This window comes from Limnothrix sp. FACHB-881, from assembly GCF_014698135.1.
GTDB lineage: Bacteria > Cyanobacteriota > Cyanobacteriia > CACIAM-69d > CACIAM-69d > CACIAM-69d.
In genome coordinates, this window is sequence record NZ_JACJSN010000021.1 from 18,993 (window position 1) to 37,414 (window position 18,422).

Consider the following 18,422-nt stretch of genomic DNA (forward strand, 5'->3'; position numbering starts at 1 on the left):
GAACAGAGTATTCAGGGTTCCTATGGGTTTTGAGTCAGTCACGAAACATTCAGCAACCAATTCACCCACAATGGCCGATCGCCCAACAATCGTTTCGGAAGCCTCACCTTTTTTCCAGTTTGAGCAAGAGTTCATCACTGGGTTACGGTGCATCCCCATGGTGGTTCGCTACCGGCTCGATCGAGTCGGCATTAAGCTCAAACTGCACCACTGGAACCAACTGTCTGAGGCCGATCGCTTGCGGTTAGTTTTGGCTCCTTGCGACACCTTGCTCGAGCAAAAAACCTATCGCCAGGAATTGCGCGAGTTGGTGGCAGCGCGATCGGGTGAAATTCCCAAAGATTTGCCCCTGGAAAACCCGTTTCCTTGGCTGAGTGCCGACTTGCCCGATTCAGTCGCAGCGCAAGCAGCGCGGGTTGGAGTCACAGTGAGTCATCAACAGTGGCGATCGCTCAGTGAATTGCAGCGATTTGCGCTCATTAAACTCAGCCAGCCCGGCCACGAAAACCGCAACTTTTTGCCAGCGGTTCAAGAATTTGGCCTCCTGAACCCCTAACGGTTGCCAGCACTGCGGTGGGGCGTTTTGAGGATGCGATTACGCCTGCGATCAGCCGGGGCTGCCAAGGGGGTTTACCTGAGGCGTTGGGAGCTGGCCGATCGAAACGATCAAAAAGACTGAAAAAAGCTGCCCACAAGATTGTACTGACAGGATCTTGGGATCTAGGGCTGGGCAGCAAACCCATTTTCTATTCTCTAGTCCACTAGAGAGTCAAGAGACGCGGGGAGAAATTTAGAGTAGCCCAGGTGTTGCCAAGCGGCGGGGGTAGCCACGCGGCCGCGAGGGGTGCGCTGAAGGTAGCCAATCTGCATCAGGTAAGGTTCATAGACCTCTTCGATTGTCTGGGCATCTTCCCCGGTGGCGGCTGCCAAGGTTTCCAGACCCACGGGGCCGCCGTTGAACTGCTCAATAATGGCGCTCAGGAGTCGGCGATCGGTCCAATCCAGCCCCCGAGGATCCACATTGAACAGTTCTAAGGCCGCCGCCGCGATCGCCCCGTCAATGGTTGTTTTACCCTGAGTTTCCGCCCCTTTCACTTGCGCATAGTCCCGCACCCGCCGCAACAGGCGGTTAGCAATCCGGGGTGTCCCGCGCGATCGCCGGGCAATTTCTGCGGCCCCGTCCGGCTCGATCGCCACCTGCAAAATCGTCGCCGTCCGCAACACAATCCGGGCCAGCTCCTCGGGTTCATAGAACCGCAGCCGTTGAATCAGGCCAAAGCGATCGCGCAGGGGCGAACTGAGGGCCCCCACCTGGGTTGTTGCACCCACCAGGGTGAACTTGGGCAACGGGATCGATCGGGTGCGGGCGCTCTGGCCCTTACCCACCGTCACATCCAGCCGAAAATCCTCCATTGCTGGATACAAAATTTCTTCAGTGACCCGGGGTAATCGGTGGATTTCATCCACAAACAACAAATCTCCCGGCTGCAAATTCACCAGCAGCCCGGCAATATCCCGAGGGCGCTCCAGAGCCGGTGCGGTCGTAATTTTGCAAGACACACCCATCTCGCCGGCCAGAATCAAGGCCATGGTGGTTTTGCCCAAGCCTGGCGGCCCATAGAGCAACAGGTGATCCAGCGGCTCCCGGCGACCCTGGGCCGCTTGAATCGCAATGGTCAGCACGTCTTTTAAATCTTGCTGCCCCACATAGTCCGCCAGCCGTTGGGGGCGCACACGCTCATCGGGACGATCGCCCTGGGGAGACTGGTGAGCGGGCTTGGCCGCATCTTGGTGAGCTTCCTCAGGCGTGGCCACCGGATCTAGCAGCGACGACGGAACGGACGATCGCGGTGAGTTCGATCGCCTAGCTGGCTTGCGGGGAGGCTGGGGATCAGGATTGCCGCCGCCGGTTGACTTGGAAGAAATAATCGCCATGCCGTTGATATTAGCAATGGCATCCGCTCGGCCAAAATCGAAATGGCAAACCTCAGCGGAATTTGAGGGGAACCGCCAGCTTGAGTCCAGCAGCAGTTAGGCCTTGGGTTAGGTCTTGAGTTAAACCTTGGGTCAGACCTTACGGCGGAACGTGGCCCCGCGATATTTCAGCTCGATCGTTTGGTTAGCTGCTTCAACCTCTGGGGCTTCGGTGGTTTCGGAAGTGACTTCCTGCCGCTTTTTCGGCATTTTCAGCCCCCCACGATCGGGCATATGCCAAATTACCCCGCGATATACCCGATCGGTCACCGCCAAATGGGGATGCCCCAAAATCGAATCATTCGCTGCATGGGCCGCCGCATTCGACGTATTAACCGCCGTTAATTCCGCCTCATCAACCGCCACCGACGAATCCGCCAACTCCGCCCGATCGCCCAAGGCCGCCGACTCCAGCACCTCCACCGGCTCCGGAGACCGCAGACCGTACCGCGCCACCCACCACACCGACAGCAACAGCAACACCTGAACTTCCCAGGGAGCCAAAACCAAGGCCACCAGAAAGCTCAAAATCGCCACACCGTTCAGAATCAGCGACGGTTCATCCTGCCATCGTGGAGCCAGATAAACCGCAGCCACACAGATCAAAGTCGGCACCAAAAAACCAAGAGACATGGCTTACGCCTCAAAATAACTTGCCAGCTAGCCCGCATGATCAACAGAATCAGAATCAAAACGCCCCTTTCAGAATGGGCAATGTGTATTTTTACTTAGTAATCTTTGCTGAATTGCAGCGAAATGATGGGGGAAATCGCTCGTTATTTCGCCTGTATCATCATGCTGACTCAAAGTGTTACATCAACGAAGGTAACTTTGTCAGCATATTCGGTCTTATTACGCAGCATTTTTTAAGAAACTGGTGAGTAAAAACTCCTGCTCACCGACTGTCCAGGATGACCCAGGGGCGATCGAAGCGGGTCAAGGAAGCCAAGATCAGCAGTCTTCAGGGGGGGTCAGCCTTGCCCTTGGCGCACACCCATCCTGTGGGCGAATTGTGCCGTTAGCATCGGCAACTGAGTCATGAAAACTGAGTCATGGAAACTGGTCTGAATCGCTGACTTTTAGAGAATCTTGACGAAGATGTCATTAAACATAGTTTAGATCAGTTATCTAGGCTACGAATGGGGTTGAAATAGGTCTGATTGCCATCAAATTCATCGAACACCAAGCGGCAATTGAATAGACTGTGGGGTATTTTCGGCATCAATATCAATATCAATGTCAATATCGATGTCAGTGTCAACGTCGGCATCAATGACTGATTAAGAACCGCAACACGATCATGGGTCTGGACGGCCGATTGCCATTGCCCGCCCCCGGTTGGACTTCGGTAGGCTAGGGTTGGAAAACCCGGTTTTGGCCAATCTTGCTGAAAACGGGTGCTGAACAGGGGTAAAGAACTGGATGAATGATTGAGATCATCATGATTCAGATGCCCCCTTCGATCGGGATCATTCGGGATCGTTAATCCACGGGCCCGACGCACCCAGGCCGTGCGCCCCCGGCGATCGCATTCATCCCCCCGCTCTAATCGCCTCTTGCTGGAGTCCGCCTCTCATGACCGAATCACGCCCCTTGCGCCTGTTGCAAATTGTGCCATCCGTGTCCTTGGTCTATGGCGGGCCGAGCCAGATGGTGTTGGGGCTAAGCCAGGCCCTGGGCGCGGCGGGGGCGCAGGTGACGCTGCTAACCACCGATAGCAATGGGGATGCGGGGCAGGCTCCGTTGGATGTGCCGATCGCCCAGCCTGTGCCGGAAAAGGACTACAAAATCTATTACTTTCGCTGTGCCCCCTGGCGACGCTATAAGTTCTCGATCGGGCTGTTGTGGTGGCTCTGGCGGCACGCACCGGAATACGACGTGGCCCACATCCATGCCCTGTTTTCGCCCATCAGCACCATGGCAGCGATCGTCTGTCGGTGGCGCAAGTTGCCCTACGTGCTGCGGCCCCTGGGCACGCTGGATCCGCTGGACCTGCGGAAAAAGGCCAGGTTGAAATGGTGGTATGGGCGGCTGCTGGAGCGGCGAAATTTAGCCAAGGCCGCCGCTGTTCACTTCACCAGTGCGGAGGAGTGCAAAATTTCTGAGCGGTTTGGGGCCATTTCCCGCGATTGGGTCATTCCCTTGGGGGTTCCGTTGCCGCCGCTCCGTGAACAACCCATGGCGCAATCCTCTAAGGAGGCGGGGCCGATGGTGCTGTTTATGTCACGGCTCGATCGCAAAAAAGGATTGGATATTGTGATTCCCGCACTGGAAACGTTGGCCGTGTCGGGGCTGCCCTTTCGGTTTGTGTTGGCGGGGGCCAATGTGCAGGATCCAGACTATGAACAGTCCATTTCGGACTATTTGAACCGATCACACCTGAGCGATCGCACGGAAATTGTGGGCTTCGTGACCGGGGAACAGAAGCGATCGCTCCTAGCCCAAGCCGATTTGTTTGTGTTGCCGTCATACTATGAAAACTTCGGAATTGCGGTGGCCGAAGCGATGGCCGCCGGAGTGCCGGTGGTGATTTCCGATCAGGTACATATCTGGCCCGATGTGGCCGATACCCGATCGGGCTGGGTTTGCACTTGCGACGTATCTTCCTTTGCCGGGGCCGTGCGCGAGGCTTTGACCCAACCCACCGAACGGCAACAGCGAGGCCACAACGCCCGACGCTGTGCGGGCGATCGCTACAGTTGGTCAGCCATTGCTCAGCAGTTAATCGCCGCCTACGGCGAAATTCGCCGAACCCGGTAGACTGAAACGGAAGTTTACGGAAGTTCGCAGAAGTTCATCGCATCGATGATCGCAGTCACAATTGCAAACGATCGCGGCGATGTAATGACTGCGTTGCCAGGTTGTGCCTATGGTTCTTGAAATTTGCCGCGAAGTCACTATCATTCCCGCCCGGGAGCCTGGCTTAGGGGTTGACCTCCAGGGCTACCTGGCACGCCCTCGGGCCGCCGGTTCCTATCCGGTGATCGTGGTTCTTCAAGAAGTGTTTGGGGTGAATGACCACATTCGAGATCTGTGCGATCGCCTGGCAGGATGTGGTTATGTGGCGATCGCCCCCGCCCTCTTTCAGCGCACCGCTCCGGGCTTTGCTGTGGGCTACAGCGCCGAAGAGCTAGCCCTCGGCCGACAACACAAGGACTTAACCAAGGCGGATCAACTGCTGGCGGATATCCAAGCCGCGATCGCCTTTGCCCAAAAACAACCCAACGCTAAAGCCGGAGCCGTGGGCTGCATCGGTTTTTGTTTTGGGGGCCATGTGGCCTATTTGGCCGCCACTCTGCCCCAAGTCGCCGTCACCGCTGCGTTCTATGGCGCAGGGATCACCACTTTTTGTCCCGGGGGCGGCGAGCCAACCGTCACCCGCACTTCCCAAATTCACGGTAAGCTCTGGTTTTTCGCAGGACTGGCCGATCCGCTGATTCCCATTGACCAGCTCGATCGCCTAGAGGCGGCCCTCGTGACCCACGGGCGCAACTTCCGCATCTTCCGTTACCGCGATGCAGACCATGGATTCTTCTGCGATCGTCGATCGAGCTACCATCCAGCGGCCGCCGCCGATGCCTGGAAAAAGGTACAAACCCTGTTTCAAGACCTCTAGACCGGATTCCATGGCCCACCCCCCAGCCGCATGACCCGTCCCATTCTTTACGTTGCCATTACTGCCCATGGATTTGGCCATGCCACCCGAGCGGCTGCCCTAGTTGATACCCTGCAACGGCTGCGGCCCGATCTGTTGCCGATTTTGGTCACCACCGCCCCCCGCTGGCTGCTCGGGTCTTACATCAGTGGTGAATTTCTTTACCGGCCCAGGGCGCTGGATGTGGGTGTGGTGCAGCAAGATAGTTTGCAAATTGATCGGCAAACGACTCTGGAGCAACTCCAGGCTCTGCGATCGCGGGCGGCGGCCATTGTGGCGGCAGAGGTGGACTTCATTCGGCAAATGTCCGTCAAAAATGGGCGCGTGGCTCTGGTTTTGGCCGACTTACCCCCCCTTGCGATCGACATTGCCCAAGCGGCAGGTCTACCCTGCTGGGCGGTCGGTAACTTCGGCTGGGATTTCATTTACCGAGATTGGGGTGGCGAATTTGAGCAAGAGGCGGACTGGATTGCCGATCGCTTTCGTCGGTGCGATCGCCTCTTTCGGTTGCCTTTTCACGAACCCATGGCCAGCTTTCCTCAACAAACCGATGTGGGCTTAACGGGCGGCACACCCCGCTACGGCGCGGCGGAATTGCGCGATAAGTTGGGTTTACCAGATATCCCGCGCGATCGCACCGTTTTGCTCACCTTTGGCGGTCTGGGATTGCAACAAATTCCCTACGAACGGCTGCGGCAATTTCCCGACTGGCTTTTCATCACCTTTGACCGATCGGCCCCGGACTTGCCCAACCTATACCAAGTGCTCGACCCGATCGAACACCACGCGAGCGATCGCCCCTTTCGGCCCGTGGACTTTATGCCCCTTTGTGGGCGCATCGTTTCCAAACCCGGCTACGGAACCTTTGCCGAAGCCTGCCGCACAGGCCCAACCGTGGCTACCCTCACCCGCGATGGATTTGCCGAAGCCCCCATCTTGTTAGACCAAATTCAAGCCCAAACCTCCCACCAAATTTTGCAACCGACCGAATTTTTTGAGGGAGATTGGTCTTTTCTACAAGCAGCACCCACACCTTCCCAGCCCGGCCAGCGGTTTACCTTGGATGGCAATGAAACCATCGCCCAGGCAATTAGCGCAGTCCTTGAAACCTAGTAGCATGACAGGCTTAATATATTGGGTCAAAGTTGCGGAGCCAGTCGTGGTAACAAGGGGCTTAAGCCCCTTGCTGCCTAACGGTTTGGTGGCGATAACAGCCATGTAATTTAACTCAGCGAATTAAGGCAGCCACGCTACTAGTAAAGGCTTGAGGTCTAGAGGGATGCGGCAAGCTCCACAACAACGATCGCCCCACATTCCCAATTCCCACCCTGGAATTCCCGACTTGAACTCCTCAACCTGTTTGTTTTACGACAACGTGCCCATCCACAAATCGCTAGAATGACCAACGGCTGTTCGACGATTGGATTAGGCTAACCATTGGAGTTGGCAGCTCGACAGCTCTGGGGTGCTACCCCCCAAGGCCCATCCCATCGGTGCATCAAAATCGCAGACGAGCCTCATTTAACCAAAACGCTTCGTCAGGGATTTGTTAGGGTGCGATTAGGCGGTTATTTAGACTCAGGGTGGCCCCGGCTGGGATCCAATCTCCTTAAGATTTGATCAATTCGATCCAGAATAGGGAATAGGGCGCTACTCGATTTCAGTCCCGACTTTGGGCTGCGATCGCTGAAACAAGAAACGGCAGCCCCCATGGGTCACCATCATTCAGACACTGCCCAGCCGAGTCGGCCAGCGCGAGGCAGCTCGTCAATGATTTGTCTGTGATGGCTGGTCTGAGATGGGTAGCCTGCGATAGACAGTCTGCAATAGACGGTTTTCAATGGGTAGCCTGCGATAGATAGTGTGCGATCGACAGTCAGCGACGGATGGTTTCCAGCGGACAATCTGCAACGAACAATCTGTGGCGGTTCCCATCAAGGCACAGAGACACATCGCCCGATCGCGGCCAAGACCCAAACCCAAATTCGGGCCGGTCATTCAGGGACGCATCCAGGGGTTTGAGTAGGAGGTAGCAAATTTGAAATTACGGCTCAAAACGCTGGTCATTGTTGGACTAGCGCTGCTCTGCTTAAACTTGGTGATGTTCACAACATCCTCCAATCTCCTGCTGGATGGCTATAGCCAGCTTGAGCGGCGTGAGGTGGAGCGCGATGTGCAGCGGGCCATCAGCGTCGTGATGGACAACGCCACGGATCTGGATGCGACGGCGCGGGACTATTCCGAATGGGACACCACCTACAGTTTTGTGGAAACCCATGATCCTGCCTATGAGCGATCGAACTTTGTCGATCGCACCTTCGACTATTTGCGGCTGAATGCTCTGATTTTGCTGGATCGATCGGGGAAGCCCCTCCTGCAACAGGGCTACAACCTGGAAAGTCGGCAGCGCGTGCCGATTCCCCGCAGCCTTTGGGAACACTTGCAACCGGGCAGCCCACTGCTCACCCACTCATCAACCACCAGCGCCGTTCATGGCCTGCTGCAATTGCCCGAGGGGCCGATGATGGTGGCGGCCCGCCCGATCGTCACCAGCGAGGCAGAGGGGCCGATTCGCGGAACCTTGTTGCTGGGGCGGTTTCTAGCTGGGCCGGAAATTGAACGGGTCAGCCGCTTAACGCAACTCAACCTGAGCCTGCAAAGTTTGCATGGGATTGTGCAACCATCGAGTGCTTGGGCCAAGCTCCCGGCCAGTTCTGTCCGTCGGTCTTTGCTACCTTCAGCCCTTGCCAAGTTGCCCCTCGTTGCGCGATCGGCTCCTGACATCACGCCAGCACCGCAACAGTCCACAGCACAACAATCAACACCGCAGCAATCCGCACCAAAACCGGCTACGTCAATACCGTCAATACCTGAGCGATCGAAACCTGAACGATCGGAGCCTGAGCGATCGAAATCATCAGCGCTGGCTCAGCCCACTGAACAGACTCAACCGCAATCAACCCGGCTGAGTGCTACGCCCCCAGAATCCGTTCAACCCGAATCTACCCAACCCCAATCGCCTCAGTCGCCCAAAGTTGCCAGAATTTCCGCCGCGACAATGCCCCCGGCCATCGACGATTCCCGATCGAACTCGAGAGCTGAGGGGCCGGAGGTCTTGCGCCACCGAGCGGTGAAGGCCCTGCTGTTGGGTACGGAAACGGTGGCGATCGAAACCCTTTCCGATAATCGCCTGGCCAGCTATGCCCTGTTGGACGATTTGTATGGGCAACCGGCTTGGTTAGTGCGGGTTGAACTCGATCGCGCCATCTATAACCGAGGGCTAATTAGCCTCCGCTACACGCTGGTACTGTTGGTGTTGGGGGGCTTAATTTTTGGGGCCATTACCCTGCTGCTGCTGGAGCGCTTGGTGTTGGCGCGGTTGATGCGGCTGAGTGAACAGGTCAGCGCGATCGGCACCAGCGGCAACCCGACTCAGCGGGTGGAGGTGATGCCCGGAACCGATGAATTGTCGGAGTTGGCGGCCATTCTGAACGCCACGCTCGATCGCCTGCAAGTGTCTCAGTCGGCCGTTTGCGCCGCCGAAGCCCAATACCGCAGCATCTTTGAAAACGCGATCGAGGGCATTTTCCAAACCACCCCCGATGGTCGCTACCTGAGCGCAAACCCGGCCTTGGCCCGCATCTATGGCTATAGCGGGCCCGATGTGCTGCTGCTGGCCCTGAATGCCACCCAAAATCTCTACGTCAACCCCAATCGCCGCAAGGAATTTGTTGAGCAAATTCGCCAAAAGGGATCCCTTGCCAATTTTGAGTCGGAAGTTTACCGGGCCGATGGCCGCCGGATTTGGATTTCCGAATCGGCCCGGGCGGTTTACGACGAAGACGGCGAATTGCTCTATTACGAAGGCACAGTTGAAGACATCACAGAGCGCCGCCGATCGGAAGCCAGCCTACGCACCCTGAAGGATCGACTGGAAGCGATTTTGGCCGCTGTGCCCGGCACGGTGTCGCGGGTGGGCCGCGACTTGCGTTACCTGGAAGTGAACCACCACTTGGCCGAAAGCTTTGGCCGCGCCCCGGAAGAATTTATTGGCCAAGACATCGGCTTTTTGGGCTATGGCCAAGAATTTCGGGAATTTGTGGCGGAATTTTTTGCTTCTCCGATCCAAGAGGCCACGCGCGAAGTGTCGCGACCGGTGGGCGATCGCATCGAAAGCTATTTGGTGGTGGCCCAAAAATACAACAACGACCAAGCGGCCTTTGTGCTGGGGATCGACATCACCGAACGCAAGGAAGCAGAACGGGCCGTGCGCGAAGCCGAAGAACGGTTCCGCAGCATTTTTGAAAACGCGATCGAGGGCATTTACCAAGCCCTGCCCGATGGTCGCTACTTGAGCGCAAACCCGGCCATGGCTCGCCTCTATGGCTATGAGTCACCAACCGCGCTGATCGAAGCGTTCGATCGCATGGGTGGGCCGCCCTACGTCCAGATCGATCGGGCACGGGAACTGCTGAACATGCTGGAGGCCAGCGGCAGCGTTTCCGGGTTTGAATCGGAAGTGTACCGAGCGGATGGGCAACATATTTGGATTTCGGAAAATGCTTCCGCCCTGCTCGATGATGCCGGGCGGCTGGTTTGTTATGAAGGGACGGTTGAGGACATCACCGATCGCAAGCGGGCCCAGGAAACCCTGATGGAGCGATCACGCCTTTCGATTCTGGAAGCGGAAGTGGGCGTGGCCCTTTGTCAACGGGGCGAACTCTCGGAAATTTTGCAAACCTGCGCCGAAATGATGGCCGGGCAACTGGATTGCAACCTGGCCCGCGTTTGGACGGTGGACTTAGATCCCACCTACTTGACCCTGCAAGCCCAGGTCAACCGCAACACCAACAATGCGCTGCACCTGGATATCCCCCTGCTTGATGATGCCCTGCGAGACAAAATCAGCCTGAGTACTCCGGAGCTGTCCACGGTGGCGGCCGTGGCTCGATCGCGCAATCCCCTATTCCGCAGTGAATGCGCCCTGATTCCCCATCAAGGCAGATCCCGCACAGAAGTACATTTTGCAGGCTTCCCGCTGGTGGTGGAGGATCGGCTGGTGGGTGCGTTGGCGCTCTATCGTGTGGAACCCTTCGCAGAAGCAGTGCAGGATGCCTTAGGTTGGTTGGCCAGCGCGATCGCCGTGGGGATTGACCGCGCCCAAGCCCGCCAGGAACTGACCACCCGCCGCGAGGCCCTGTTGTTTCAGTTGGCGGCCCAAATTCGCAACTCCCTGGATTTGGATACGGTGCTGGAATCGGCCGTCCAAGGCATCCGTAACCTGTTGGATACCGATCGCTGTCTTTTCGCTTGGTATATCACCGATGCAGGCGGCGGCATTCCGGCTTGGGATGTGGTGAACGAGTCCCGTACCCCAGCCGTGCCCAGCGCCCTCGGCCCCTATCACCATATCCACGCCAGCTACTTCCTTCAGCAGTTGATGTGGAGCAAATGTGTGCGGGCCGATGACGTGTCGCGGTTAGATAATCCCACCCTACGGCAAATGATGGAAGATCGGGGCTATCGTTCCCTGCTGGCCTTGCCGGTGCAGACCCGTTCCGGGGCGATCGGGGTGATTGAATGCGGCCAAAGTGCCCAGGTGCGCACCTGGAGTGAGCGGGAAGTGGAGCTGTTGCGGGCTGTGACCGACCAGCTATCCACCGCGATCGACCAAGCGGAACTCTATGCCAAGGCCCAGGTCACCGCTGTGCAGGCCCAAGATCAAGCCAAACGCCTCAGCACCGCCCTCCAAGAGCTGAAAACCGCCCAAACTCAGCTCATTCAGAACGAAAAAATGTCCAGCCTGGGGCAAATGGTGGCCGGGATTGCCCATGAAATCAATAACCCCACCACCTTCATCCATGGCAACCTGACCTATGCCCGCCGTTACACGCAAGAGTTGCTCTCGCTCATTCAGCACTACCGGGATAGCTATCCTGTGCCGACGGAAGCGGTGGCCAATTTCTCGCGGGACATTGATGTGGATTTCCTCTGTGATGATTTGCCCAAAACCCTGCAATCAATGCAGTTAGGAGCGGAACGAATTCGGCAAATTGTCGCTTCCTTGCGGAATTTCTCACGATTGGATCAGGCGGAAATGAAGCCGGTGAACATCCACGAGGGCATCGAAAATACGCTGCTGATTTTGCAACATCGCTTCAAAGCCAATAGCAATTTCCCTGGAATTGAAGTGGAAAAACACTATGGTGATTTGCCCCTGGTGGTTTGCTACGCGGGGCAATTGAACCAGGTGTTCATGAATGTGATTAGCAATGCGATCGATGCCTTGGAAGACCGTTACGGGCGATCGCGCAATTTGCGAGCCCAAGCCTTGCGATCGGCCCAGGTGGAAGAAGCCTCTCTCGTGGCCGGCAGCGGCAACAACAGCAAGGTTTGGATCACTGACAACCTTGAGGATCGCCCCATTGCAACCTCGATCGTGATGCCCAGGCTGACGATCACCACGGAATTGATGTCCGGAGAGCAGGTGCGGATTCTGATTGCCGACAATGGCAACGGCATGAGTGATGAAGTGCGCTCTAAGCTATTCGATCCGTTCTTCACCACCAAGCCCGTGGGCCAAGGCACGGGACTGGGCCTGTCCATTTCCTATCAAATTGTGGTGGAAAAACATCGCGGAACCCTTGATTGTCGGCCCGCAGAGGGGGGCGGCACGGAGTTCTTGATCGAAATCCCGATCGAACAGCCCGAGTGGAATGAGTCTACCTAAACTCGCTGGGTAGGCGACGGGGGCGCGATCGGGAAATTTGCCAACTCAACAGCGCCACCGGCACAATTCCCACCGCCACAATCGCCAAAGCGGGCCCCGCCGCATCCACAATCCGTTCATCGGAGGCCAACTGATAGGCCCGCACGGCCAGGGTGTCGAAATTAAACGGGCGCACAATCAGCGTGGCCGGTAACTCCTTCACCGTATCCACAAACACCAACAGCAAGGCCGTCAACAGCCCCCCGCGCAGCATGGGCACATGGACGCGCCACAACACGGCCCCCGGTGACAATCCGGCAATCCTGGCCGCCCCATCCAGGTTGGGCACAATCCGATCGAGGCTGGCTTCAATCGGGTTCAGGGCCAAGGCTAAAAACCTGACCCAATAGGCAAAAATCAAGGCCCCGATCGTGCCGCTCAGCAACAAACCCGAAGATGCGGCTCCCGCTTCCGGGGCGATCGCCAAAGGTTGCGTCGCCAACTGTTGATCAACCCAACCCACCGAAATCAAAACGCCCACGGCGGCCACGGATCCGGGAATCGCATAGCCCAGCGCCATGAGTTTCAGCAGGAACCGCATCAGGGGCCCCGAAACCACTCGCACCCCATACACGGCAGCTCCGGCAATGATCGCCGCCGTGACCGCCGCCAAGCTGGCTACTACGGCGGTATTGCGCACGTAAAGCAGGAAGCTGGGATCAAGAAGACTATTGGGATTGCGAATTGCCATGCTGGCCAGCAGCAGGGCCGGCAACCCAAAGCCCAAAAACAGCGGCAACCCACAAACTACCCAGGCCCCGATCGCCCGCAACCCACGGAGGGAGTAGGGTGCTTGCACCGCATAGGCCCCGCCCGATCGATAGCCAGCCCCACCGCGCGATCGTTGCTCCACCCACACCAACAACAACACCGCCCCCAACAGCAGGGCCGACAGTTGACAGGCCGCCGGGCGATCGCCCATGGCAAACCAGGTTCGATAAATACCCACCGCAAAGGTGTTAACGCTAAAAAATTCCACTGTGCCGTAATCGCCCAGGGCTTCCATCATCACCAAGGCAGCCCCTCCGGCGATCGCGGGCCGGGCCATGGGCAAAGCCACCCGCCAAAACCCCTGCCAGGGATTCAGTCCCAAGGTGCGGCCCGCCTCCAGCAGGCTGGCTGCTCCCTCCAGAAAGGCTACCCGCGCCAGCATATAAACGTAGGGATAGAGCACTAGGCCCATCATCAAAATGGCCCCGGGCAGCGATCGAATCGGAGGGAACCAATATTCACCGAATTTCCAGCCCGTGAGCGATCGCACCCAAGACTGAATGGGCCCATAAAAGTCCAGCAAATCCGTGTAGACATAGGCCAACAGATAGGCCGGGAAGGCCAAGGGCAGCAACAGCAGCCATTCAAACCATCGCCGCCCGGGAAACTGAGTGGCCACTACCAGCCAAGCCGTCGCCACCCCCAGACCGATCGCCAGGCCCGCCGTCCCCACCGCCAGCCCCACCGAAGCCGACACATATTCCCCCAACACAGTGCGGGTGAGGTGGTTCCAGGTTTGGCCGCTGGCGCTCAGGGCGGCTGCAATTGAGGCCAGGAGCGGCACGCCCACCGCCACCGCCGCCAACACCGTTGCACAGATCCACAACCCTTCCGTGAAGCTGAAGGGGCGCAAACGGAAGCGATTAAAGTTTAGCGGCGGCCAGCGGCGATCGGCGACGGTCATGCCAAAAACCTGAGAATAACTTGCAATAAACCAGAAGCCATCCTACCATTGCACGCCAATTGCATTAGGTTGCATCGATCACGGGGGCTGGGTGGGGAAACCCCATCCCTACGACCAAATTGATCGACCAAATTTTTCCGATAGTTCAGGATTTGCTGACGAACAGCCGAAGCGGCGATCCCCAAACCAGAATCGGGAAAAAGCTAGTGATGATGAGAGTTTTCGGATGGTGAAGAACCGGCTTAGGCGGGGATCGCCGGCCAGTTGATCCAGCTAGGCCACTGGCCGAGGTCTGATATTCTTGAGGGCAATTTGTGCTGATGGGCCATCACGAGCCTGATGACCTCAGATTTGCTGAGGGTTAGCGCCATGCGGCCAAGGCCGTTGGACGATCGCCGCGACTCACACCCGTTTTTGCGATCGCCCTAGTCGCTAAGTCCTCGGAGTTGCCATCCGAGTCAATGGGCTTGTCCTGAGTGCGATCGATTTCTGGGGTCACTGACCCGGCTCGATCGCGCCGTTCCTCTCCCACCGCCCAAGGGTGCAGCCGTTGAACACGGCCGCCCATCACCGGTTGGATCCTTGTGGAACTGGTTCAGGTGTCCCGTCCCAATCCTGAGGATTGGATTGACTGTCAGGGATGTGCAGAACGGTCGTGCCTTTAAGGGAAATCCAACAGATGTCTGAGCAACCCCGATGGATCGCTGGTTTGGCTGGTTTGGGTTTGGCGTTGGGTGGTGGTTTGCTGACTGAACCAGCCCTGGCCAACTCCCAAGCAGCCACAACCGCTGAACCGGCTAGCGTTTCACAAACCGGGGCGATCGCGCCGCCACCAGCCCCCGCGCCTAACCCCTCAACGGATCCCGCGCGCGCGCCAAAACCGCTGTCTAAAACGCTGAGTCCAGCTTCTGCAACGGAGTTGGTTCCCGGAACCACCGTCACCCGTAAGCCGGGAATCGAGACCGAGGTGATCGAACCGGACTCGATCGAACCGGACTCGATCGAACCGGAAACCGCCAAGCAGGAACCGATCGAAACCGTGGAAGGCAAGTCCCTGCTGGCCCAAACGCCTCGGGTTTGCAGCAACCAACTGGCCGGAGCCTTAAGCCGCATTATTGATGCGCCTGCTTTTCGATCGGCCCGCTGGGGGATTCGGGTAGAAACCCTGGCCGGGAATAACGTCCTGTTCGATCGCAACAGCATCCAAGCGCTGATTCCCGCCTCCAACATGAAATTGTTTGTGACGGCGGCGGCCCTGCAACTCTATGACGGTCAAACCCCGCTCAAGAACTCCAACTTGGGCACGTTGGTGCGCACCATCAACGTCAACAGCAACAATGGCTACGCCGATTCTCTGTTTCGATCGATTGGTGGCTCCGGGGCCGTGCAACGGGCCTTAGCTCCCTTGGGCGTTAATCGTGGCGAATATCGCATGAGTGACGGGTCTGGCCTCTCTCGCAGCAATGCCGTGCAGCCCCGTGCCTTTGTCCATTTATTGGAATCCATGACCGAAGCTAAGGGCAGCGACATTTTCCGCAGCTCCCTCCCGATCGCGGGTCAAACCGGCACGCTGCGCCGTCGTTTCCGCAACACACCGGTTCAAGGTCGTGTTTCCGCCAAAACCGGCACGCTCCGGGGAGTCCGGGCCCTATCGGGCTACATGGAACACCCGCTTTACAACACCTTGGTTTTTAGCGTGTTGGTCAATCAACCGGGCCAAGATGGCGACACCTTGGTTTCAGCGGTCGATCGAGTGGTGTTGACCCTCGCTCAGATGCGGCCCTGTGATGGGTGGGACACCGAAGCCAATCCCATGCTGGATCAGCCTACCGAACTCGACGGCACATTGCGGCCCTTGCTGCCTTGGTGGCGACCGGGTGTGCCCCGGCCCAATGCCCCCAGTTCATCGGAACTCACCCCCTAGGTAAAAAAACAGCCCTGGGCCTGGCGAAACCAGCTCGGGGCTTTCCTTTGCCAACAAAAATTGAACAATTTAACAATCGAACAATGGTTAGGGGGTTGAGCCTGAGAGTTGAAATTTGCGCCTAGAATTTGCGCCTAGAATTTGCGCCGAAAATTAAGGAGCAACCGACTCCTTGAACTGTTTGCCCGCTGAAAAGGCCGGAACCTTGGTGGCGGGGATTTTCAGTTTCGTGCCGGTCTTCGGGTTGCGACCCTCGCGGGCCTGGCGCTCGCGGCGCTCAAACGTACCAAACCCCACCAGGGTCACCTTTTCGCCCTCTGCCACGGCATCCATGATCACTTCAATGGCAGCGGTCAAGATGGCATCTGCTTCCTTTTTGGTGGTATTGACCTTTGCTGCAATTTGGTCAATCAGTTCGCCCTTGTTCATGGAAACGCCTCAAGTTCGGTATTTCCAGCGATTCTAGCCCGACAATTTTCGATGTGAAGTGAAAGTTTTGTAGCAACTTCGCGGGTTTGAGCCAGTTCCAGGGCAGCGCGTGACCCGATGGCAGTCCGTTAAATCGCGGTTGACAATGGCGAAAGCCTTTATTTCACAAGCCTTTCTCGGTTCTGCGGGCCTGAGTAACGATTAGACATTAAGGATCAAAAATCGTTGCGATCGCCCGCCTAGATACCTTTTGCCCCCCTGAGACCCGGTTTGGGTGTTGTTACAAAATTTTATAAACCCTCTTCATAAACCCTCCCGATCAGGATGTATTGTCACCCCATCAACCTTCAAACCCCACCAACCAACCTCGCCCGATCCCAAACGGAGTCATGGCCCATGGGATGGGCCGTCCTTGCCTATACTGTCTTCTACCCCTTTTGCTCCCTGTGCTCTTGCAATCATGACTGTTGCTTCATCTGCACCCACGTTGGTTGATCTTGCGCGCCAAACCCGCCAGGCGGCCCGAGCTTTGGCGCTGCTGCCGACGGCCGATCGACGGGCGGCCTTGGAAGCGGTGGCCCAATCTTTGAGCGATCGGGCGGCAGCGATTGTGGCGGCCAATGAAGCAGATTGCGCGGCGGCCCAAGCGGAGGGAATTTCTTCGGCACTTTATGGCCGGCTCAAGCTGGATGGGGTGAAGCTGGCGGGGGCGATCGCTGGGGTGCGCGACTTAGCTCAGTTGCCGGATCCCTTGGGCGATCGGCAAATTCACCGGGAACTGGATCAAGGGCTGGTTTTGGAGCGGGTGACCTGTCCGCTGGGGGTGTTGGGGGTGATTTTTGAAGCTCGCCCCGATGCGGTGGTGCAAATTGCGGCCCTGGCGATCGCCTCAGGGAATGGGGTGATCCTGAAAGGGGGCAAGGAGGCGGTGCGCTCCTGCCAAGCGCTGATTGAGGCGATTCACGGGGGATTGGCTAATTCGGCGGTGGATCCGGCGGCCGTGCGGCTGTTAACCACGCGGGAGGAAACCCTGGAACTGCTGCGACTCGATCGCTATGTGGATTTGATTATTCCCCGAGGATCCAACGCCTTTGTGCAGTTTGTGCAAAACAACACGCGAATTCCGGTGTTGGGCCATGCGGACGGTATTTGCCATCTCTATGTGGATGAGGCTGCGGACTTAACCAAAGCAGTGCCGATCGCGGTGGATGCCAAAACCCAATATCCTTCCGCTTGCAACGCGATCGAGACCCTGTTGGTTCACCGGGCGATCGCCCCGCAGGGGTTGCCGGAGCTGGCCCGGGCCCTGGTGGCCAAGGGGGTGGAATTGCGCGGGGATGCGGCCACCTGTGAGTTGTTGCAAGGGATTTGCGAGATCACCCCGGCGACGGAAACAGATTGGGCGACGGAATATAGCGATTTGATTTTGTCGATCAAACTGGTGGCGGACTTGGACGAGGCGATCGACCACATCACCACCTATGGATCGGGCCATACGGAAGCCATTGTGACGGAAGACGATGCCGCCGCCGATCGCTTCCTGGCCGAAGTGGACGCGGCCGGAGTCTATCGCAACTGCTCCACGCGCTTTGCCGATGGCTTCCGCTACGGATTCGGGGCTGAGGTGGGAATTAGCACCAATCGCCTCCCACCGCGTGGCCCCGTTGGGCTAGAAGGTCTAGTGACCTATAAGTACCGCCTAACGGGCCAGGGGCATGTGGCGGCCACCTATGCCGGAGCCGAGGCTAAACCCTTTACCCATCGGGACTTGTAGCCTGCGGGTTGCTCAGCGGCATCAGCGCATGGGGGCAAAATCTTGCTCGATCGAGGGGCGATCGATGCTCCCCAAAATGGTCAATTGACCGATCGATCCAAATCCTGGGCGATCGCTCGATCGCTCGACCAGAATGGGAGCAACTCCTGCAAACCTGCCTCCTTCGCTCTATCACCAGTGCGGGGATGCATCTTCAGGATGAATCACCATGCTTGCTGTGTT

The 18,422-nt window shown here is 57.6% G+C and carries 13 protein-coding genes; 8 read left to right on the forward strand and 5 right to left on the reverse strand.

Annotation, left to right across the window (positions count from 1 at the left end; translation table 11 throughout):
• The first annotated feature begins 22 nt into the window (after nt 1-22).
• Complete coding sequence (locus H6G52_RS16140) at nt 23-556, forward strand: nitrate reductase associated protein (RefSeq protein WP_242026443.1); 534 nt, start codon at nt 23-25, stop codon at nt 554-556.
• Nucleotides 557-753: 197 nt separating this feature from the next.
• Here H6G52_RS16140 and ruvB read toward each other — a convergent pair whose 3' ends face one another.
• Both ruvB and H6G52_RS16150 read right to left on the reverse strand, forming a co-directional pair.
• Nucleotides 754-1,935, reverse strand: coding sequence for a Holliday junction branch migration DNA helicase RuvB (ruvB, locus tag H6G52_RS16145; RefSeq protein WP_190355053.1), 1,182 nt, complete (start codon nt 1,933-1,935; stop codon nt 754-756).
• A gap of 132 nt (nt 1,936-2,067) precedes the next feature.
• Nucleotides 2,068-2,607 (reverse strand): hypothetical protein, encoded by a 540-nt coding sequence (locus H6G52_RS16150; RefSeq protein ID WP_190529632.1) that lies wholly within the window; start codon nt 2,605-2,607, stop codon nt 2,068-2,070.
• A gap of 960 nt (nt 2,608-3,567) precedes the next feature.
• On the opposite strand from H6G52_RS16150, the gene hpsP reads away from it, so the two are divergent.
• From hpsP to H6G52_RS16170, 5 genes are all read left to right on the forward strand, one after another.
• Nucleotides 3,568-4,734 (forward strand): hormogonium polysaccharide biosynthesis glycosyltransferase HpsP, encoded by a 1,167-nt coding sequence (gene hpsP / locus H6G52_RS16155; RefSeq protein WP_190529670.1) that lies wholly within the window; start codon nt 3,568-3,570, stop codon nt 4,732-4,734.
• Between the two features lie 109 nt (nt 4,735-4,843).
• Nucleotides 4,844-5,590: a dienelactone hydrolase family protein gene (locus H6G52_RS16160; RefSeq protein WP_190529634.1), complete on the forward strand. Its 747-nt coding sequence runs from the start codon at nt 4,844-4,846 to the stop codon at nt 5,588-5,590.
• Between the two features lie 30 nt (nt 5,591-5,620).
• Nucleotides 5,621-6,742, forward strand: coding sequence for a glycosyl transferase (locus H6G52_RS16165; protein ID WP_190529636.1), 1,122 nt, complete (start codon nt 5,621-5,623; stop codon nt 6,740-6,742).
• Between the two features lie 166 nt (nt 6,743-6,908).
• Nucleotides 6,909-7,031, forward strand: coding sequence for a hypothetical protein (locus H6G52_RS18845; RefSeq protein ID WP_255508551.1), 123 nt, complete (start codon nt 6,909-6,911; stop codon nt 7,029-7,031).
• A gap of 699 nt (nt 7,032-7,730) precedes the next feature.
• Nucleotides 7,731-12,359: a PAS domain S-box protein gene (locus tag H6G52_RS16170; protein WP_190529638.1), complete on the forward strand. Its 4,629-nt coding sequence runs from the start codon at nt 7,731-7,733 to the stop codon at nt 12,357-12,359.
• Here the strand turns inward: H6G52_RS16170 and H6G52_RS16175 are convergent.
• Nucleotides 12,352-14,073, reverse strand: coding sequence for an iron ABC transporter permease (locus H6G52_RS16175; protein ID WP_190529640.1), 1,722 nt, complete (start codon nt 14,071-14,073; stop codon nt 12,352-12,354). The two genes, H6G52_RS16170 and H6G52_RS16175, sit on opposite strands and share 8 nt — an antisense overlap.
• 361 nt (nt 14,074-14,434) lie before the next feature.
• On the reverse strand, nt 14,435-14,641 hold the full coding sequence (locus tag H6G52_RS16180; protein ID WP_099531961.1) for a hypothetical protein: 207 nt from the start codon (nt 14,639-14,641) through the stop codon (nt 14,435-14,437).
• Between the two features lie 111 nt (nt 14,642-14,752).
• Between H6G52_RS16180 and dacB the strand changes: the two genes are divergently transcribed.
• Nucleotides 14,753-15,997, forward strand: a complete 1,245-nt coding sequence (gene dacB, locus H6G52_RS16185; RefSeq protein WP_190529642.1) for a D-alanyl-D-alanine carboxypeptidase/D-alanyl-D-alanine-endopeptidase — start codon at nt 14,753-14,755, stop codon at nt 15,995-15,997.
• Nucleotides 15,998-16,150: 153 nt separating this feature from the next.
• Here dacB and H6G52_RS16190 read toward each other — a convergent pair whose 3' ends face one another.
• The gene (locus tag H6G52_RS16190) at nt 16,151-16,426 is read right to left on the reverse strand and encodes an HU family DNA-binding protein (RefSeq protein WP_099531963.1); all 276 of its coding nucleotides are present in this window, start codon (nt 16,424-16,426) and stop codon (nt 16,151-16,153) included.
• Between the two features lie 460 nt (nt 16,427-16,886).
• Between H6G52_RS16190 and H6G52_RS16195 the strand changes: the two genes are divergently transcribed.
• Complete coding sequence (locus tag H6G52_RS16195; RefSeq protein ID WP_190529644.1) at nt 16,887-18,200, forward strand: glutamate-5-semialdehyde dehydrogenase; 1,314 nt, start codon at nt 16,887-16,889, stop codon at nt 18,198-18,200.
• Nucleotides 18,201-18,422: the final 222 nt, after the last annotated feature.